Source organism: Rathayibacter sp. Leaf299 (genome assembly GCF_001423055.1).
GTDB classification, from domain to species: domain Bacteria; phylum Actinomycetota; class Actinomycetes; order Actinomycetales; family Microbacteriaceae; genus Rathayibacter; species Rathayibacter caricis.
Window position 1 is genome coordinate 321605 of record NZ_LMNT01000004.1, and the last position, 15747, is coordinate 337351.

Below are 15747 nucleotides of genomic sequence, written 5' to 3' on the forward strand. Positions count from 1 at the left end.
GTTCGCAGGATTCGGGTGCGTCGGCCGCCCACCCGGCGGCCCCTGTCATCGACGAAGGGACACCCCTGTGGCGAACAGCACACCCCGAGCACCAGGCGCACGACGCCGGCGCTCACTCCTCGGCACCAGCGCGATGATCGGAGCGGGCGCCCTCGTCGCCGGCTTCGTCTTCGCCCCGAGCGCGAGCGCGGTCGAGGCCGCCGACCTCGCCGACGCCGTCACGGTCGACGGCATCATGGAGCACCTGGAGGCGTTCCAGGCCATCGCCGACGCGAACGGCGGCAACCGGGCCATCGGCACGCCCGGCTACGAGCTCAGCGGGCAGTACGTCGAATCCGTCCTCGCGGCCGCCGGCTACGAGACCGAGCGTCAGGACTTCACGACCACGACGCAGACGATCGACGCGTTCTCGCTCACCACGACCCCGGCCGTCGAGGGCATCCCGATGTCGTTCACGCCGTCCACGCCCGAGGGGGGCGTCACCGGCGAGCTCATCGCTCCCGTCGACCCGCTCGGCTGCACGGCCGACGCCTGGGCCGGCCTCGACGCCACGGGCAAGGTCGCCCTGGTCAGCCGCGGCACCTGCTCCTTCGCGGAGAAGAGCGCGGCCGCGGGAGCGGCGGGCGCCTCCGCGGTCATCATCTACAACAACGCCCCCGCCGAGCCGCTGAACGGCACGCTCGGCGCTCCCGACGAGGCCTACGTCCCGTCGGTCGGCGTCACCCTCGAGGAGGGTCAGGCGCTGCTCGCGGCGCTGCCCACGAGCGCGACGCTCGTCCTCGAGCAGACGACCACCGACACCGACACCTTCAACATCCTCGCCGAGACCGCGGGCGGTGACCACGACAACGTGGTCATGCTCGGCGCGCACCTCGACGGCGTGCCCGAGGGCCCCGGCATCAACGACAACGGCTCCGGATCGGCGACGCTGCTCGAGACGGCGGTCGAGCTGGCCGAGGCCGGCGAGACCACGAACGCGGTCCGCTTCGCCTGGTGGGGCGCCGAGGAGGTCGGCCTGGTCGGCTCCTACACCTACGTCGACTCGCTGACGGAGGAGGACGCTGCGAAGATCGCGACGTACATGAACTTCGACATGGTCGCCTCGCCCAACTACGTCGTGTCGGTCTACGACGCGAACGAGTCCACCTACGAGGCCCCGGTCGAGGTGCCCGCGGGCTCCATCGCCACCGAGAAGGCGTTCACGGACTACTTCGACTCCATCGGCCAGCCGTGGATCGACACCGCGTTCGACGGACGCAGCGACTACGACGGCTTCATCTCGGTCGGGATCCCCTCGTCGGGCGTCTTCACCGGAGCCGACGACATCAAGACGGAGGAGGAGGTCGCGCTCTTCGGCGGCACCGCCGGCATCCCGCACGACCCGAACTACCACTCGGCCGGTGACGACCTGGCGAACATCAATCAGGAGGCGCTCGGCATCACCTCGAAGGCGATCGCGTTCGTGACCGCCTCGTTCGCCGACGACACCTCGGCGATCGACGGGGAGAAGAACCCGACCCCGCCGACGCCGGAGCCCACGCCGGTCACTCTGCCGACGAGGGCCGAGATCCTGCGACTGCTCGCCTCGGGCATGACCTACCGCGAGATCATCGCCGAGATCGGCATCACCGCCGAGAACGCCGAGCAGTACCTCGACGCAGGTCTGGGCAGTCTCGGCCTCGACCGCGCGACGGTCGAGCGCCTGGTGCGCGAGTACCTCGCCGACCGCGAACTGCCGACGGGCGTCGGCGTGTAGTCCACGCGCGACGCGACCGGGGAGCCCCGGGCCGTCGAGGCCGCCTGCTGCTGCAGGCTCCCTCGACGCCCGGGGCTCCTCCGCGTGCGGGCTCGTCAGGCGCGGCGGGCGCGATCGAAGGCGTCCTCGACGTCCTCGTCCGGGTCGGCGAGGAGGCGGAGGGTCGCGAGCGCGTGGATCCGCCTCGGCTGCTCCTCCGACTGCGCGGCGGTCTCGAGGGCGGGCGCCGCGGCCTCCTCGAGCATCAGGAGCGCGCGGGTGAGACTCCGCTGCTCGGGACGGTCGCCGTCGCCGAGGTGCTCGGCGAGCTGCCGGGCGAGCGCGGAACGCTCCTCCGGGGGTGCGAGGCGGGCGGCGGTGCGCCAGGCGGCCTTCGCGACCTCGAGGTGCTCGTCGTGCAGCAGCGCGGGCGTGATCGCGGCCCACGCCCGGGGATCGCCCACCTTGGACAGCGTGTGCAGGGCCTGCGCGCGGGCCTGCGGCGACTCCGAGACCAGCTCGGCGATCAGCGGATCGACGGTGACCGCGGCGTCGTGCCGCACCAGCGCCCAGGTGAGCATCTCACGCACGCCGAAGTCGGGCTCGACGGCGCAGCGCGCGACCAGCACCGGGACGTACTCGTCGGCCGGCCTCGTCCCCGCGCTCATCGCCGCCTGCAGCCTCGACGACGCGTTCGACGCGTGGAGCGCCGCTCGGAGCCGGTCCGACGGCCGGTCCTCGTCGCTCCTGGTCGTGTCCTCACTCGTCATCCGCCCATTCCACACCCGCGGGCCGGGAGGACGTCGAGTGCCGGAAGGGCTTCCCGCCGCCGGTGCGCACGGTGTTCACTGAACCCATGCGAGCCATCTGGAAGGGCGCGATCACCTTCGGCCTGGTCAACGTGCCGGTCAAGATCTACAGCGCGACCGAGGACCACGACATCGCGCTGCACCAGGTGCACGACCGCGACGGCGGGCGGATCCGGTACCAGCGCAAGTGCGAGGTCTGCGGCGAGGTCGTCTCGTTCGACCACATCGACAAGGCCTACGACGACGGCGAGCACACGGTCGTGCTCACCAAGGACGAGCTGAAGGCGCTGCCCGAGGAGCGCGACCGCGAGATCGACGTGGTGCAGTTCGTGCCCAGCGACCAGGTCGACCCGATCATGTTCGACCGCGCGTACATCCTCGAGCCCGACTCCTCCTCCCCCAAGGCGTACGTGCTGCTGCGGCGCACCCTCGAGCAGACCGACCGCACGGCGATCGTCGAGTTCGCCCTGCGGCAGAAGACCCGTCTGGCGGCGCTGCGCGTACGCGGCAAGCTGCTGATGCTGCAGACGCTGCTCTGGGCCGACGAGGTCCGCGAGGTCGAGTTCCCCTCCCTCGAGGGCACGACCCGGATCGCGGCGCGCGAGCTCGAGATGTCCTCGCACCTCGTCGACTCCTACTCCGAGGACTTCGACGCGTCGAAGTTCACCGACGCGTACCAGGAGGAGCTGCGCACCCTGATCGACGCGAAGATCGAGCAGGGCGACGCGCTCGACACCGCCGCGACCTTCGGCGAGAAGCCGGAGGAGGAGGGCGGCGGCGAGGTGCTCGACCTGATGGAGGCGCTCAAGCGCTCGGTCGAGCGCAGCCGCGGGGCGAAGGGCGGGGCGACGGGCGACGCTCCGGAGAAGGCGCCTGCGAAGAAGGCGCCCGCGAAGAAGAGCACCGCGAAGGGCTCGTCGACGGCGGCCGAGGACGACGCGTCCGGTGCGGCCGGATCGAAGCCGGCCGCGAAGAAGGCCCCGGCGAAGAAGCCCGCCGCGAAGAAGCCCGCGGCGAAGCGGACGGCCGCGAAGAGCGACGAGGAGAAGGCCGCGTCCTGACGCGGACGGCGGGGGCCTCCGGCGCCTCAGCGGCTCAGACGAGCTCGTCGACGTCGTCGAGATCGACCGAGGCCGAGCTCACCAGCGCCAGGAGCGCCTCGCCGTAGGCGTTCTCGGGCGCCGCGTCCTCGAAGGTGCGCGCGACCCCGCCGAGGACGATCTCGACGACGTGGCGCGCGGGCTCGCCCTCCTCGCGGCGCAGCGAGCGGAACGTGCCGCGCAGCAGCTCGCGCAGCTGGTCCTCGCGCGGCATCCAGAGCGAGTCCTCGAGCGAGACCGAGTCCAGCGCCCACTCGGTGGTGCCGTTGAAGCCCAGCACGGTGCCGCTGGGGTACTCGTGCGCCTCGATCGTCATGTCGCTGACGGTGAAGACGTCGCCGTCGAACCCCTCCCGCTCGATGCGGAAGCGGTCGCCGGTGACCGGTGACCAGCGCACGCCCGCGGTGCGCAGCGCTCGGGCCAGCTCGAAGGAGATCATCCCCCGATCATGGCCGCCGTTCCCGGACGTCCGCCGCGAGCGCTCAGAGCTCGGCGTCGCGCAGGAGCGAGCGCACGCGCAGATCGGAGCGCCGCGCGTCGTCCTCCAGGCCGTCGACCACGACGGCCGCGCCCACCCACTCCGCCCCGGCGAGGGCGACCAGGCGACGGCAGGCGGCGGCCTGCGTCCCGGTCTCGATCCAGTCGTCGACGAGCAGCACGCGGTCCCCCGGAGCCAGGACGGCGCGGCGCACCCGGAAGTGGATCGGGTCGTCGCGGTAGTCGCGCGGGAGCGCCGACTCCCACCAGTCGACGCCGTCCTCGACGGGCGCCGACGCCTTCCGCGCCTCGACGAGCCCGGCGCCGCGGTGCAGGGCGACCAGGGCGGCCAGCGGAGTGCCCCGCGTCTGCGGACCGAGGACGACCGTCACCTCCTCGTCGGCGAACAGGGCGGAGAGGCCGGGGCCGAGGGCCGCGAGCAGGCCCGGATCCCGCCACCAGCCGGTGACGTCGGCCGAGGCGTACCCGTCCGTCCGATCCCGGGAGTCGCCGTGCGCGCGGACCAGACGGCGGCGCAGATCGTGGGGATCGCTCATGGCTCGACCGTAGTGGCGCGCGCCGTCGTGTCCGTCGCGACGCGATGTCGGTGGCTGAGTTCACACTCATGAAACACCCGGTTCACGGAGCGGGCATCTGGACTGCATAGCGTGGCTACTCGTGCCCCTTACAGGGGCACGAGCACCACCGGCCGCGCTCCATCAGCGCCGACGCACGCGCGACAGACCGTCCCCACCGGGACGGCGATCGAGAGGACACCCATGCCCGACACCCCGGTGCACGACACCGCCATCCCCTTCCGCCGACGCAGGCGCGCACTCGCCGGCGCCGGGCTCGCGGGCCTCGCGCTGGTCGCCGCCCCGCTCGTCGCCCAGTCCGCCTCGGCCGCCCCGGCCGGCGACGAGCTCGTCATCAGCGAGATCTTCACCCGCGGCGGCTCGAGCGGAGCGGTCTACAGCAACCGCTACGTCGAGCTCCACAACCCCACCGGCTCCGACATCGCCCTGGCCGGCACGAGCCTGCAGTACCGCTCCGCGACCGGCACGGCGAACCCCTCGACGACCGTCGCACTCCAGGGCGTCGTCCCGGCCGGCGGCCACTTCCTCGTGCAGGGCGCGAGCAACGGCACGAACGGCGCGGCGCTGCCCGATCCCGACCAGGTCGCGAACGGCCTGAACATCGCGGCGGGTGGCGGCACCCTCTTCCTCGTCGACGGCACCGCTCCGCTCGTCGCCCCGCCGACCGGCACCGCCCCGCAGCCCGGCACGGTCCTCGACCTCCTCGGCTACGGCACCTCGAACACCTTCGAGACGACCGCCGCCGCCGTCCCGACGAACACCGAGTCGATCTCGCGCGCCGACGGCACCGCCGGCGACACCGACGTCAACAGCGCCGACTTCTCCGTCGGAGCGCCGACGCCCCGCTCGAGCGGCACCGACGCCGAGCCGGAGCCCACCCCCGGCCCCACGACGCCGCCCGTCACTCCTCCCGCGCCCGCCGAGAAGGCGACCATCGCCGAGATCCAGGGCAGCGGAGCCGCGTCGCCGCTCGTCGGCCGCACCGTCACCACGACGGGAGTCGTCACTGCCCGCTACCCCTCCGGCGGCTACAACGGCTACGTGATCCAGACGCCCGGCACGGGCGGCAGCACCACCGGCCGCACCGCCTCCGACGCGGTCTTCGTCTACTCCTCCGGGTCGGTCGGCTCCGTCGCGATCGGCGACCACCTCGAGATCACCGGCACCGTGAGCGAGTTCAACGGGCTCACCGAGCTCACCCCGACCTCGGCCGCGACCGTCGTCCGCCTCGAGGCACCCGCCGCCCCGGTCGTCCCGGCCGCCGTCGAGCTGCCCCGCACGGCCGAGGAGCGCGAACTGCTCGAGAGCATGCTGATCGCCCCGCAGGGCGCCTTCACCGTGACCGACACCTTCGATCTCAACAGCTTCGGCTCGATCGGGCTCGCCGCGGGGACCTCTCCGCTGCTCACCCCGACCGAGGTCGCCCGCCCGGGATCGCCCGAGCTCGCCGCGGTCGTCGCCGACAACGCGGCCCGCGCCGTCGTGCTCGACGACGGAGCCTCGATCAACTTCCTCGGGTCGGCCGCCAACAAGGCGATCCCGCTGCCCTACCTCACGCCGACCGAGCCGATCCGCGTCGGAGCCCCGACGACCTTCACCGGGCCGGTCGTGCTCGACTACCGCAACAACGGCTGGGCCTTCCAGCCCGTCACGCAGCTGACCGTCGAGAACGCCGAGACGGTGCAGCCGGCCGAGTTCGCCGACACCCGCACCGCGGCTCCCGAGGCCGTCGGCGGCGACGTGGCGATCGCGTCCTTCAACGTGCTCAACTACTTCTCGACCACCGGCGACTCGGTGGCCGGCTGCACGTTCTACACCGACCGCGACGGCGACCCCGTCACCGTCAACAGCGGCTGCGACGCCCGAGGCGCCGCCAACGCCGACGACCTCGAGCGCCAGCAGGCCAAGATCGTCACCGCGATCAACGCCCTCGGTGCCGGCGTCGTGTCGCTGGAGGAGATCGAGAACTCCGCCAAGTTCGGCAAGCCGCGCGACGAGGCCCTCGCCACGCTGACCGCCGCCCTCAACGCCGCCGCCGGTTCGGAGGTGTGGGCGTACGTCGCCTCGCCCGCCGCGCTCCCCGCGCTGGCCGACGAGGACGTCATCCGCACCGCCTTCATCTACAAGAAGGCCGTGATCGAGCCCGTCGGCGAGTCGGTCATCCTGAACGACACCACCGCGTTCTCGAACGCACGCAAGCCGCTCGCCCAGGAGTTCCGCCTGATCGGCGTCGCCGAGAGCGAGTTCGTCGCGATCGTCAACCACTTCAAGTCGAAGGGCTCCGGATCCGGCGCCGACGCCGACCAGGGAGACGGTCAGGGCGCCTCCAACGCCTCGCGCGTCGCCCAGGCCACCGCGCTCGTCGCCTTCGCCGACCGGCTGAAGACCGAGAAGGCGACCGAGCTCGTCTACCTGCTCGGCGACTTCAACGCCTACTCGCAGGAGGACCCGGTGAAGGTCATCACCGACGCGGGCTACCTCGACCAGGGCGCGAAGGACGGCGGCGAGTACTCCTACTCGTTCGACGGCGCGGTCGGCTCGCTCGACCACGTCTTCGCCTCCCCCGCCGCCGATGCGATCGTCACCGGAGTCGACACCTGGAACATCAACAGCGGCGAGTCCGTGGCGCTGGAGTACAGCCGCTACGACTACAACGCGACGATCTTCTACGACACCTCCGCGTTCCGCTCCAGCGACCACGACCCCGTGGTCGTCGGCCTCGACCTGCCCGAGGCGCCCGTCACCTCCATCGACGTCGCCACGAGCGCCGAGACCGGAGCCCGCGGCCCGTTCGCGACGATCACGGTCACGGCCGTGAACAACGGACCGGAACCCGTCTCGGTCGTCGTCTCGACCGACTACGGGACCAAGTCGACCAAGAAGCTCAAGCCGGGCCGCGAGTTCAGCGTGACCTTCAACACGCACGAGCGCGCACTCACCGCGGGCGTCGCGACCATCGTGGTCACCGCGCCCGACGGGTCCGAGCGCACCGTCCAGGAGGCGTACCCCGCCCGCTGAGGCGGGCCGACTCCCCAGGAAGGCACGGGCCGCGCACTCTAGAGTGCGGCCCGTGCCCGAGGGAGACAGCGTCCACCGACTCGCCGCCCGTCTCCGCTCCGCGGCCGACGGGCGGTTCGTCGTGGAGGGCGAGCTCCGCTCCGGGAACGCCGCGGGCACCGCGCTCACCGGCCTGCATGTCCTCCGCCACGAGACGCACGGCAAGCACCTGCTGACGCACTTCGACCAGCAGCTGGTCCTGCACACGCACCTGCGGATGCAGGGCTCGTGGACCGTCACCGCGCCGGGCCGCGCGGTCCCGCGCCGGGTCCTCCCCGACGTGCGCGTCCGACTCCGCCTCGACGACGGCACGACGCTGTGGGGCCTCGAGCTCCCGGTCGTCGAGCTGCTGCACGAGCGGGACCTCCCGACCGCGATCGGGCACCTCGGTCCCGACCCGCTCCGCGACGACTGGAGCGCCGACGAGGCCGTCGCCCGCCTCCTCCGCGCGCCGGAGCGGCCGGTGATCGCGGCACTGCTCGACCAGCGGATGCTCGCCGGGCTCGGCAACCTCTGGGCGAACGAGGTCTGCTTCCTCCGCGGGGCGTTCCCCTGGCGCCCCGTCGGCTCCCTCGACGTCCGCGCACTCGTCGCCACCTCGGCGAGGGCCCTGCGCGCCTCGGTCACGATCCCCGGCATGTTCCAGACCACCACCGGCGACACCCGCGCCGGCGAGCGCCACTGGGTGGTCGGCCGGGCCGGTCGTCCGTGCCGCCGCTGCGGCACCGTCGTGCTCGTGCGGGCCGAGGTCCCCGACGACCCCGAGCGGCGCCGCACGTGGTGGTGCCCGCACTGCCAGCCCGAGCCGTCCTGAGGCTCAGGGACTCCCCCTCCGCGCATCGAGCCCGTAAATTCGGGAGGGAGCCCGCATCACCCCTCGCAATGACCGCGACCCCCGGGAGGCCTCCGTGTACGACCCCGTCCTCCTCCGGACCTTCCTCGCGGTCGCCGAGACGCGCGGCTTCACCCGGGCGGCGGCGCGGCTCGGCATCAGCCAGCCGACCGTGAGCCAGCACGTCCGCCGGCTCGAGCAGGCGGCCGACCGCATCCTCGTCGTCCGCGACACCCGCGAAGTCGAGATCACCGACAACGGAGTCGCCATGGCCGGCTTCGCCCGCACGATCCTCGCCGCGCACGCCGCCGCCGAGGACTACTTCAGCGGCACCGCGATGAAGGGCCGGCTCCGCTTCGGCTCGGCCGACGACCTCGCGATCACGCAGCTCCCCCGCATCCTCCGGCACTTCCGGCAGCTGCATCCGCAGATCAAGCTCGAGCTGACCGTCGACCAGAGCGCGCCGCTGCGGCGACGACTCGAGGCCGGCCAGCTCGACCTCATCTTCGTCAAGACCGCTCCCGGATCCACGGACGGCCGGCTCGTGCGCCGCGACACGATGGTCTGGGTCGCGCACGAGAAGACGGTCGTCGAGCGCGATGAGACGGTGCCGCTGATCGCCTACCGCGGCCCCAGCGTCTCGCGGCAGATCGCGATCGACGCCCTCGAGGCGGCCGGACGCACCTGGCGGATCACCTGCAACACCCGCGAGGTGAACGGCGTGCTCGCGGCGGTCCGCGCCGGCATCGGCGTCGCCGTCTTCCCGCGCTCCCTCATCCCGGAGGATCTCGTCACCGTCGGCGACCGCGCCGGCCTGCCCGAGCTCGAGGACATCGACTTCCGCCTGCTCGAGAGCAGCACCGCCGCCCGTGAGCCGGTCGAGGCGCTGACCAGCGCCATCATGGAGCGCACCCACGTGCACGCCCGGTCCTGACGGCGGTGCGGGCGCCGCGGCCCGTGCGTAGTCTGGAGCGAGCGACACGGAGGGGGCCGGATGAGCGACCAGTGGGGGTCCCCGGATCCCGCAGCACGACGGGACGCGAAGGCCGTCGAGCCGGCGACGGGAGCCGAGCCGTCGGCGCCCGAGCGGGTCGAGGACGCCGACCGGGCCATCGCCGTCCGCGAGCTCAAGCGCAAGCGCGACTTCTTCGGCTCCGTCGGCGGCTGGGCGAGCGTCTCGGCGATCACCACGACCGTCTGGTTCGCCTCGGGCGGCGACGGCTACTTCTGGCCGATCTGGCCGATGCTCGGCATCGGGATCGGCGTCATCGGCCAGGCCGCCTCGATCTGGGGCCCGGTGAAGAAGGAGATCACCGAGGACGACATCGCCGCCGAGATGCGCAAGCGCGAGCAGCGCCGACGCTGACGGACGGCGCGGCGGGAACGACCCTCCGACTCAGCTCCCGCCGTCGAGCCGCCCCACGCCCGTGACCCGCACCACGGCGGCTCCCGCCTCATCCGATTCGGCGAGATCGACGGTCGCCGAGATGCCCCAGTCGTGGTCGCCGGCCGGGTCGTCGAGGATCTGCCGCACCCGCCACTGCGTCGGCGTCTGCTCGACGAGCAGCATCGCCGGCCCGCGGGCGTCGGGGCCCGTGCCGATCGTGTCGTGCTCGTCGTAGTAGTCGTCCAGCGCCTCCCCCCACGCGTCCGCGTCGAAGCCGGCCGCTGCGTCGAGCTCGCCCAGCGCCTCGTGGTCGTCGAGCGCCGCCAGCGACACCCGGCGGAACATCTCGTTGCGCACGAGCACGCGGAACGCCCGCTGGTTCGCGGTGAGTCGGCGCGGGGCGGGCGGCACGATCGCCTGGTCGGCGTCGTGCAGGGCCGGGTTGACCAGCTCCTCCCACTCGTCGACGAGCGACGAGTCGACCTGGCGCACGAGCTCGCCGAGCCACTCGATCAGGTCGTGCAGCTCCTCGTTCTTGATCTCGTCGGGGATCGTCTGCCGGGCCGCGCGGAACGCGTCGGACAGGTAGCGCAGGACGAGTCCCTCCGACCGCGACAGCTTGTAGAACGCGGTGTACTCGCCGAACGACATCGCCCGCTCGTACATGTCGCGCACGACCGACTTCGGCGACAGCTCGAAGTCGCGGACCCAGGGCTGCGCCGCGGTGTAGGTCGCGAACGTCGCCTCGAGCAGCTCCTCGAGCGGCTTGGGGTGGGTGACCGACTCGAGCAGCTCCATCCGCTCCTCGTACTCGATCCCGTCGGCCTTCATCGCCGCCACCGCGTCGCCGCGCGCCTGGAACTGCTGGGCGCCGAGGATCTGCCGCGGGTCGTCGAGCGTCGACTCGAGCACCGAGATCACGTCGAGCGCGAAGGTCGGCGACTCGGGGTCGAGCACGTCGAACACCGCGAGCGCGAACGGCGAGAGCGGCTGGTTGAGCGCGAAGTTGGGCTGCAGGTCGACGGTCAGGCGGATGCGCACCACGCCGTCGGCGCCGACGCTCTGCTCGACCACGCCCGCCTCGCGCAGCGTCCGGTAGATGCCCAGCGCCCGACGGGCGAGCTGCAGCTGCCGCTTCCACGGCTCGTGGTTGTCGAAGATCAGCGCGTGCACGTTCGCGAAGGCGTCGCCGCCGCGCGCGATCACGTTGAGGAGCATCGCCGAGGTGATGGTCATGTGCGAGGTGAGCGTCTCGGGCTCCGCGTCGACGAGTTTGCGGAAGCTCGGCTCGCCCCAGCTGACGAAGCCCTGCGGCGCGCGCTTGGCGACCCACTTCCTCCGCTTCTTCGGATCGTCGCCCATCTTGTCGAGCGCCTTGCGGTTCTCGGACTCGTGCTCGGGCGCCTGTACGACCACGGTGCCCGCGGTGTCGTAGCCGGCGCGACCGGCGCGGCCGGCGATCTGGTGGAACTCGCGCGCCGAGAGCTGACGCATCCTGGTGCCGTCGTACTTCGTCAGCGCCGTGAGCAGCACCGTGCGGATGGGCACGTTGATCCCGACGCCCAGGGTGTCGGTGCCGCAGATGACCCGCAGCATTCCCTGCTGGGCGAGCTGCTCGACGAGCCGTCGGTACTTCGGCAGCATGCCGGCGTGGTGCACGCCGATGCCCAGCCGCAGCAGCCGCGAGAGGGTCTTGCCGAAGGCCGTGGTGAAGCGGAAACCGCCGATCACCTCGGCGATGCGGTCGCGGTGCTCGCGGCTGGCGATGTTGGCGCTCGTGAGCGCCTGCGCGCGCTCGAGAGCCGCAGCCTGCGAGAAGTGCACGACGTAGACGGGCGACTGGTTCGTCGCGAGCAGTTCCTCGATCGAGTCGTGGATCGGCGCGATCTCGTAGAAGTAGTGCAGCGGCACCGGACGCTCCACGCCCGTCACGCGGGCCGTCTCGCGTCCCGTGCGGCGGGTGAGGTCGGCGGCGAGCGCCGTCACGTCGCCCAGCGTCGCCGACATCAGGACGAACTGCACGTGGGGCAGCGTCAGCAGCGGCACCTGCCAGGCCCAGCCGCGCGAGGGGTCCGCGTAGAAGTGGAACTCGTCCATCACCACCTGGTCGACGGCGGTCCCGGCCCCGTGGCGCAGCGCCAGGTTCGCCAGGATCTCGGCCGTGCAGCAGATGATCGGGGCGTCGGCGTTGACGGAGGAGTCGCCCGTCACCATCCCGACGTTCGCCGCCCCGAACACGTCGACGAGGGCGAAGAACTTCTCGGACACGAGCGCCTTGATCGGCGCCGTGTAGTAGCTGCGCTTCCCGGCGGCGAGGGCAGCGGCATGCGCGCCGATCGCGACGAGCGACTTGCCGGTGCCGGTCGGCGTCGAGAGGATCAGGTTCGCTCCGGAGGCGATCTCGAGCATCGACTCGTCCTGCGCCGGGTAGAGCGGCAGTCCGCGCGCCTCGGCCCACTCCGTGAACGCCAGGTAGACGGCGTCGTCGTCCACGCGCCCGTCGGCGTCGGGCGTCGGCATCCGTTCGAGCAGCGTCGGGTTCATCCGTCCATCCTCCCAGGCCGCACCGACGCCGGGGTGAGAGGGGCGCCGGAGCGGGATCCGCGTCGGCGGTGCGGGCTAGGCTCCCCGGATGCGCGCCGCGATCCCCGCTCCCCGACTCGATCCCCTCCGCCTCGACTCCCTCGCCGAGGGGTTCGCCGGTGATCTCGGTGCCCGCGAGCACGCCGAGGGCCTGCACTTCGACGGGGTCGACCTCACCGGGGCCGACCTCACCGCCCTCTCGATCAGCGAGTGCCTGCTCTCCGCCGCCGTCCTCTCCGGGGCTCAGCTGCGCGCCGCCTCCGTCGTCGAGTCGCGCGTCGAGCGGATCGACGTGCCCGGCCTCTCCGCGGCCCGCAGCCGATGGCGCTCGGTCGAGCTGCTCGGCTCGAGGCTCGGCTCGGCCGAGCTCTACGAGAGCACCCTCGAGCAGGTGCGGATCGCCGACTGCAAGCTCGGCTACGTGAACCTGCGCGGGGCCGCGCTCCGCGACGTCCTGCTCGAGCGCTGCACGATCGACGAACTCGACCTGGGCGGGGCCACCGGAGCCCGGGTCCGCCTCGTCGACTGCGACGTCCGCTCCCTCGAGCTCGGCGGCGCCCGTCTCGAGCACCTCGATCTGCGCGGCGCCGAGCTGCACGTGCTCGGCGGGCTCGACGGCCTGCGCGGAGCGGCGCTGACGGAGCTGCAGCTGAGCCTGATGCTGCCGCTGTTCGCGCAGCACTTCGGGGTGCAGGTGCTGGGCTGAGGGTCAGCGCCTTCGACGCCGTGCCGCGAGCCGCGTGAGGGTCCGCCGCCCCAGGAGGAACGCGCCCAGCACGAGCGCGGTGACGATCACGAAGCTCCACTGCACGCCCTGCTGCGAGACGATCCGGAGCAGCAGCCCCACGACGACCGTGCCCGCCCAGACGATCAGCCCGGTCGGCACGATCCGGTCGGGAGCACGCCACGAGCGCGCGAGCGCCCAGCCGGCGAGCAGTCCCGTGAGGAACGGCCAGAACGTGGTCAGGAACCCGAGCAGCTCGCCTCCCTCCTCGTGGCTGCGACGTCCGATCAGGACGAACACCGCGACGAGGACGACGTCGAACGCGAGGGCGACCGCGGCTCTCACGCGGGTTCCGTCACGAAGTCGATCAGCTGCTCCACCCGTCCCAGCAGCGCCGGCTCCAGGTCGCGGAACGTCGTCACCGTCGCCAGGATCCGCTGCCACGCGCGGGCGATGTCGGCCTGCTCCTCGTGCGGCCAGCCGAGCGCCTTGCAGATGCCGTGCTTCCACTCGATCGAGCGCGGGATCTCGGGCCAGCGCTCGAGCCCGACGCGGTCCGGCTTCACCGCCTGCCAGATGTCGATGTAGGGGTGGCCCACGACCAGGACGTGCTCGCCGTGCGGGCCGGCGGCGACGGTGTCGGCGATCCGCGACTCCTTCGACCCGCGGACGAGGTGGTCGACGAGCACCCCGATGCGCCGGCCCGGGCCCGGACGGAACGCGCGGACCAGCTCGTCGAGGTGGTCCACGCCCTCGATGTACTCCACGACGACGCCCTCGATCCGCAGGTCGTGCCCCCACACCTTCTCGACGAGCTCGGCGTCGTGCCGCCCCTCGACGTAGATGCGGCTGGGCAGCGCGACGCGCGCCTTCGCGTCGGCGACGTGGAACGATCCGGAGGCGGAGCGCGCCCGGCCGAGGTTCGCGTCGCGCTTGAGACCGGGCGCCTTCAGCGACACCGGCTTGCCGTCGATCAGGAACCCGGGCCCGATCGGGAACACGCGCACCTTCCCGAACCGGTCCTCGAGCCGCACCATCCGCATCTCGACGCCGAGCACGGCGCCCACGAACCCGGAGGCGACCTCCTCGACCACGAGGTCGCGCACGGCCTCGACGACCGCCACCTCGACCTTGTGCTTCGCCCGCCAGTCCCCGGCGAGCACGTCCTGCCCGTACCTGTCGTCCATCCGACCGAGGGTACCTGCCGCCCCCGCGCGCCCCGCCGCGCCTGGCCGGAGCAGCGACCGGCGGGCGTAGCCCAAGCGCCGAGCACACCCCGCGGATCGACCCTCTACTGATAGACCAGCCCGCCAAGCCCCCACCTCTGCTGATCGGGTAGCCCGCGCAGCGGGCGTATCGAGATCCACGTCCACCAGCAGCCCCACCTCCGACCCCCTCCCTGGCGCGTTCCCCCGCCTCGTGGCGCGATTGCGGCTGTGGTGTCGGTGGTCCCTGGTGTCATCCGCGTATGGTTCTCCTGGATGTCGAAGCACGGCCCGCGAGTGGCGGTCCGAGCGTGCGCGAGTGCTTCGACGACGCCCTCGTCGCCGCCGTCGGAGCCGCCTGCGCGGTCGACGCGTTCCGCTCCCGAGCGGAAGCGCAGAGGGCGGAGCTGATCGAGCTCGCCCGCCGCACGGCGATGACGCTCCCGGATGCGCTCGTCGATCCGAGCATGCAGGCGCACGTCGACCGCGAGGAGGCAGCGATGCGCGCCCTGATCGCCGAGCTCGCGACAGGCATGCGGGTCTCGGAATCCCTGGCAGGCGTCCTCGTGGAGGAGAGCCGGATGCTCGTCAACGAANGCGATGCGCGCCCTGATCGCCGAGCTCGCGACAGGCATGCGGGTCTCGGAATCCCTGGCAGGCGTCCTCGTGGAGGAGAGCCGGATGCTCGTCAACGAACTGCCCGAAACACTCACGGCCCTGCGCGAGGCCGCGATCGCACCCGAGCACGCGCGCGTGATCATCCGGGCCGCACTGGATCTCCCCGCGGAGGTGCGCGGCCGCTTCGACGACTCCGCAGCGGTCATCGCCCGCGAGTGCACCCCTCCCCAGCTCCGGCGGCGCCTGCGGTCGCTGCGCGAGCCCGCGGAGGTGCGCGGCCGCTTCGACGACTCCGCAGCGGTCATCGCCCGCGAGTGCACCCCTCCCCAGCTCCGGCGGCGCCTGCGGTCGCTGCGCGAACGCCTGCACCCGGAGTCGCTCACCGACCGCCACACGCGGTGCGCCGCCCGCCGCGGCGTCTGGCTCGACAGCGACCTCGACGGCATGGCCACCCTGCACCTCCACCTCCCCGCCCCGGAAGCGCACGGAGCTTTCGACCGCGCCGACCGCGCCGCGCGCAGCCTGAAGGACCTCCCCCACGACGAGCGCACCCTCGGCCAGCTGCGCGCCGACGTCGCCGCCTCCCTCCTCCTCGACGGCGAGACCGCGCCGGGCTCCGACGAC

At 72.5% G+C, this 15747-nt stretch carries 15 protein-coding genes; 9 read left to right on the forward strand and 6 right to left on the reverse strand.

Going from position 1 to position 15747, the window contains the following annotated elements; genetic code table 11:
• Window positions 1-67 precede the first annotated feature (67 nt).
• Complete coding sequence (locus ASF48_RS15935) at window positions 68-1756, forward strand: M28 family peptidase (RefSeq protein ID WP_230673760.1); 1689 nt, start codon at window positions 68-70, stop codon at window positions 1754-1756.
• 95 nt (window positions 1757-1851) lie between these two features.
• Here the strand turns inward: ASF48_RS15935 and ASF48_RS15940 are convergent, their stop codons facing one another.
• The gene (locus ASF48_RS15940) at window positions 1852-2505 is read right to left on the reverse strand and encodes a HEAT repeat domain-containing protein (protein ID WP_055793847.1); all 654 of its coding nucleotides are present in this window, start codon (window positions 2503-2505) and stop codon (window positions 1852-1854) included.
• 86 nt (window positions 2506-2591) lie between these two features.
• Here ASF48_RS15940 and ku point away from each other — a divergent pair, with 86 nt between their 5' ends.
• Complete coding sequence (ku, locus tag ASF48_RS15945; RefSeq protein WP_055793964.1) at window positions 2592-3605, forward strand: non-homologous end joining protein Ku; 1014 nt, start codon at window positions 2592-2594, stop codon at window positions 3603-3605.
• Between the two features lie 34 nt (window positions 3606-3639).
• On the opposite strand, the gene ASF48_RS15950 is transcribed toward ku, so the two are convergent.
• Together ASF48_RS15950 and ASF48_RS15955 are read right to left on the reverse strand one after the other, a co-directional pair.
• A complete protein-coding gene (locus tag ASF48_RS15950) occupies window positions 3640-4083 on the reverse strand; it encodes a hypothetical protein (protein ID WP_055793849.1) in 444 nt (147 codons plus the stop codon).
• Window positions 4084-4126: 43 nt separating this feature from the next.
• Window positions 4127-4678 carry a phosphoribosyltransferase family protein gene (locus tag ASF48_RS15955; RefSeq protein ID WP_055793852.1) on the reverse strand — a complete coding sequence of 184 codons (552 nt, stop codon included), beginning with the start codon at window positions 4676-4678 and terminating at the stop codon, window positions 4127-4129.
• 222 nt (window positions 4679-4900) lie between these two features.
• On the opposite strand from ASF48_RS15955, the gene ASF48_RS15960 reads away from it, so the two are divergent.
• The 4 genes from ASF48_RS15960 to ASF48_RS15975 all read left to right on the forward strand — a co-directional run bounded on the left by ASF48_RS15960 (window position 4901) and on the right by ASF48_RS15975 (window position 9972).
• On the forward strand, window positions 4901-7735 hold the full coding sequence (locus ASF48_RS15960; RefSeq protein WP_055793854.1) for an ExeM/NucH family extracellular endonuclease: 2835 nt from the start codon (window positions 4901-4903) through the stop codon (window positions 7733-7735).
• Window positions 7736-7787: 52 nt separating this feature from the next.
• Window positions 7788-8588 carry a DNA-formamidopyrimidine glycosylase family protein gene (locus tag ASF48_RS15965; protein WP_055793856.1) on the forward strand — a complete coding sequence of 267 codons (801 nt, stop codon included), beginning with the start codon at window positions 7788-7790 and terminating at the stop codon, window positions 8586-8588.
• A 94-nt stretch (window positions 8589-8682) separates the two neighbouring features.
• A complete protein-coding gene (locus ASF48_RS15970; protein WP_055793858.1) occupies window positions 8683-9540 on the forward strand; it encodes a LysR substrate-binding domain-containing protein in 858 nt (285 codons plus the stop codon).
• A gap of 60 nt (window positions 9541-9600) precedes the next feature.
• Window positions 9601-9972, forward strand: a complete 372-nt coding sequence (locus ASF48_RS15975; protein ID WP_055793860.1) for a 2TM domain-containing protein — start codon at window positions 9601-9603, stop codon at window positions 9970-9972.
• A 30-nt stretch (window positions 9973-10002) separates the two neighbouring features.
• On the opposite strand, the gene ASF48_RS15980 is transcribed toward ASF48_RS15975, so the two are convergent.
• Window positions 10003-12537, reverse strand: coding sequence for a DEAD/DEAH box helicase (locus ASF48_RS15980; protein WP_055793862.1), 2535 nt, complete (start codon window positions 12535-12537; stop codon window positions 10003-10005).
• A gap of 88 nt (window positions 12538-12625) precedes the next feature.
• On the opposite strand from ASF48_RS15980, the gene ASF48_RS15985 reads away from it, so the two are divergent.
• Window positions 12626-13282 (forward strand): pentapeptide repeat-containing protein, encoded by a 657-nt coding sequence (locus tag ASF48_RS15985; RefSeq protein ID WP_055793864.1) that lies wholly within the window; start codon window positions 12626-12628, stop codon window positions 13280-13282.
• A 3-nt stretch (window positions 13283-13285) separates the two neighbouring features.
• Here ASF48_RS15985 and ASF48_RS15990 read toward each other — a convergent pair whose 3' ends face one another.
• Both ASF48_RS15990 and ASF48_RS15995 read right to left on the reverse strand, forming a co-directional pair.
• Window positions 13286-13645, reverse strand: coding sequence for a DUF3054 domain-containing protein (locus ASF48_RS15990; RefSeq protein ID WP_055793865.1), 360 nt, complete (start codon window positions 13643-13645; stop codon window positions 13286-13288).
• The gene (locus tag ASF48_RS15995; protein WP_055793868.1) at window positions 13642-14487 is read right to left on the reverse strand and encodes a DUF3097 domain-containing protein; all 846 of its coding nucleotides are present in this window, start codon (window positions 14485-14487) and stop codon (window positions 13642-13644) included. Before ASF48_RS15995 ends, ASF48_RS15990 begins: the two co-directional genes overlap by 4 nt.
• Before the next feature lie 281 nt (window positions 14488-14768).
• Here ASF48_RS15995 and ASF48_RS19980 point away from each other — a divergent pair.
• Both ASF48_RS19980 and ASF48_RS20140 read left to right on the forward strand, forming a co-directional pair.
• The coding region (locus ASF48_RS19980) for a hypothetical protein (protein WP_235577272.1) at window positions 14769-15101 on the forward strand (333 nt) is incomplete at its 3' end.
• A 4-nt stretch (window positions 15102-15105) separates the two neighbouring features.
• Window positions 15106-15747: DUF222 domain-containing protein (locus tag ASF48_RS20140; RefSeq protein WP_157603196.1), on the forward strand; the 642-nt coding region annotated here is incomplete at its 3' end.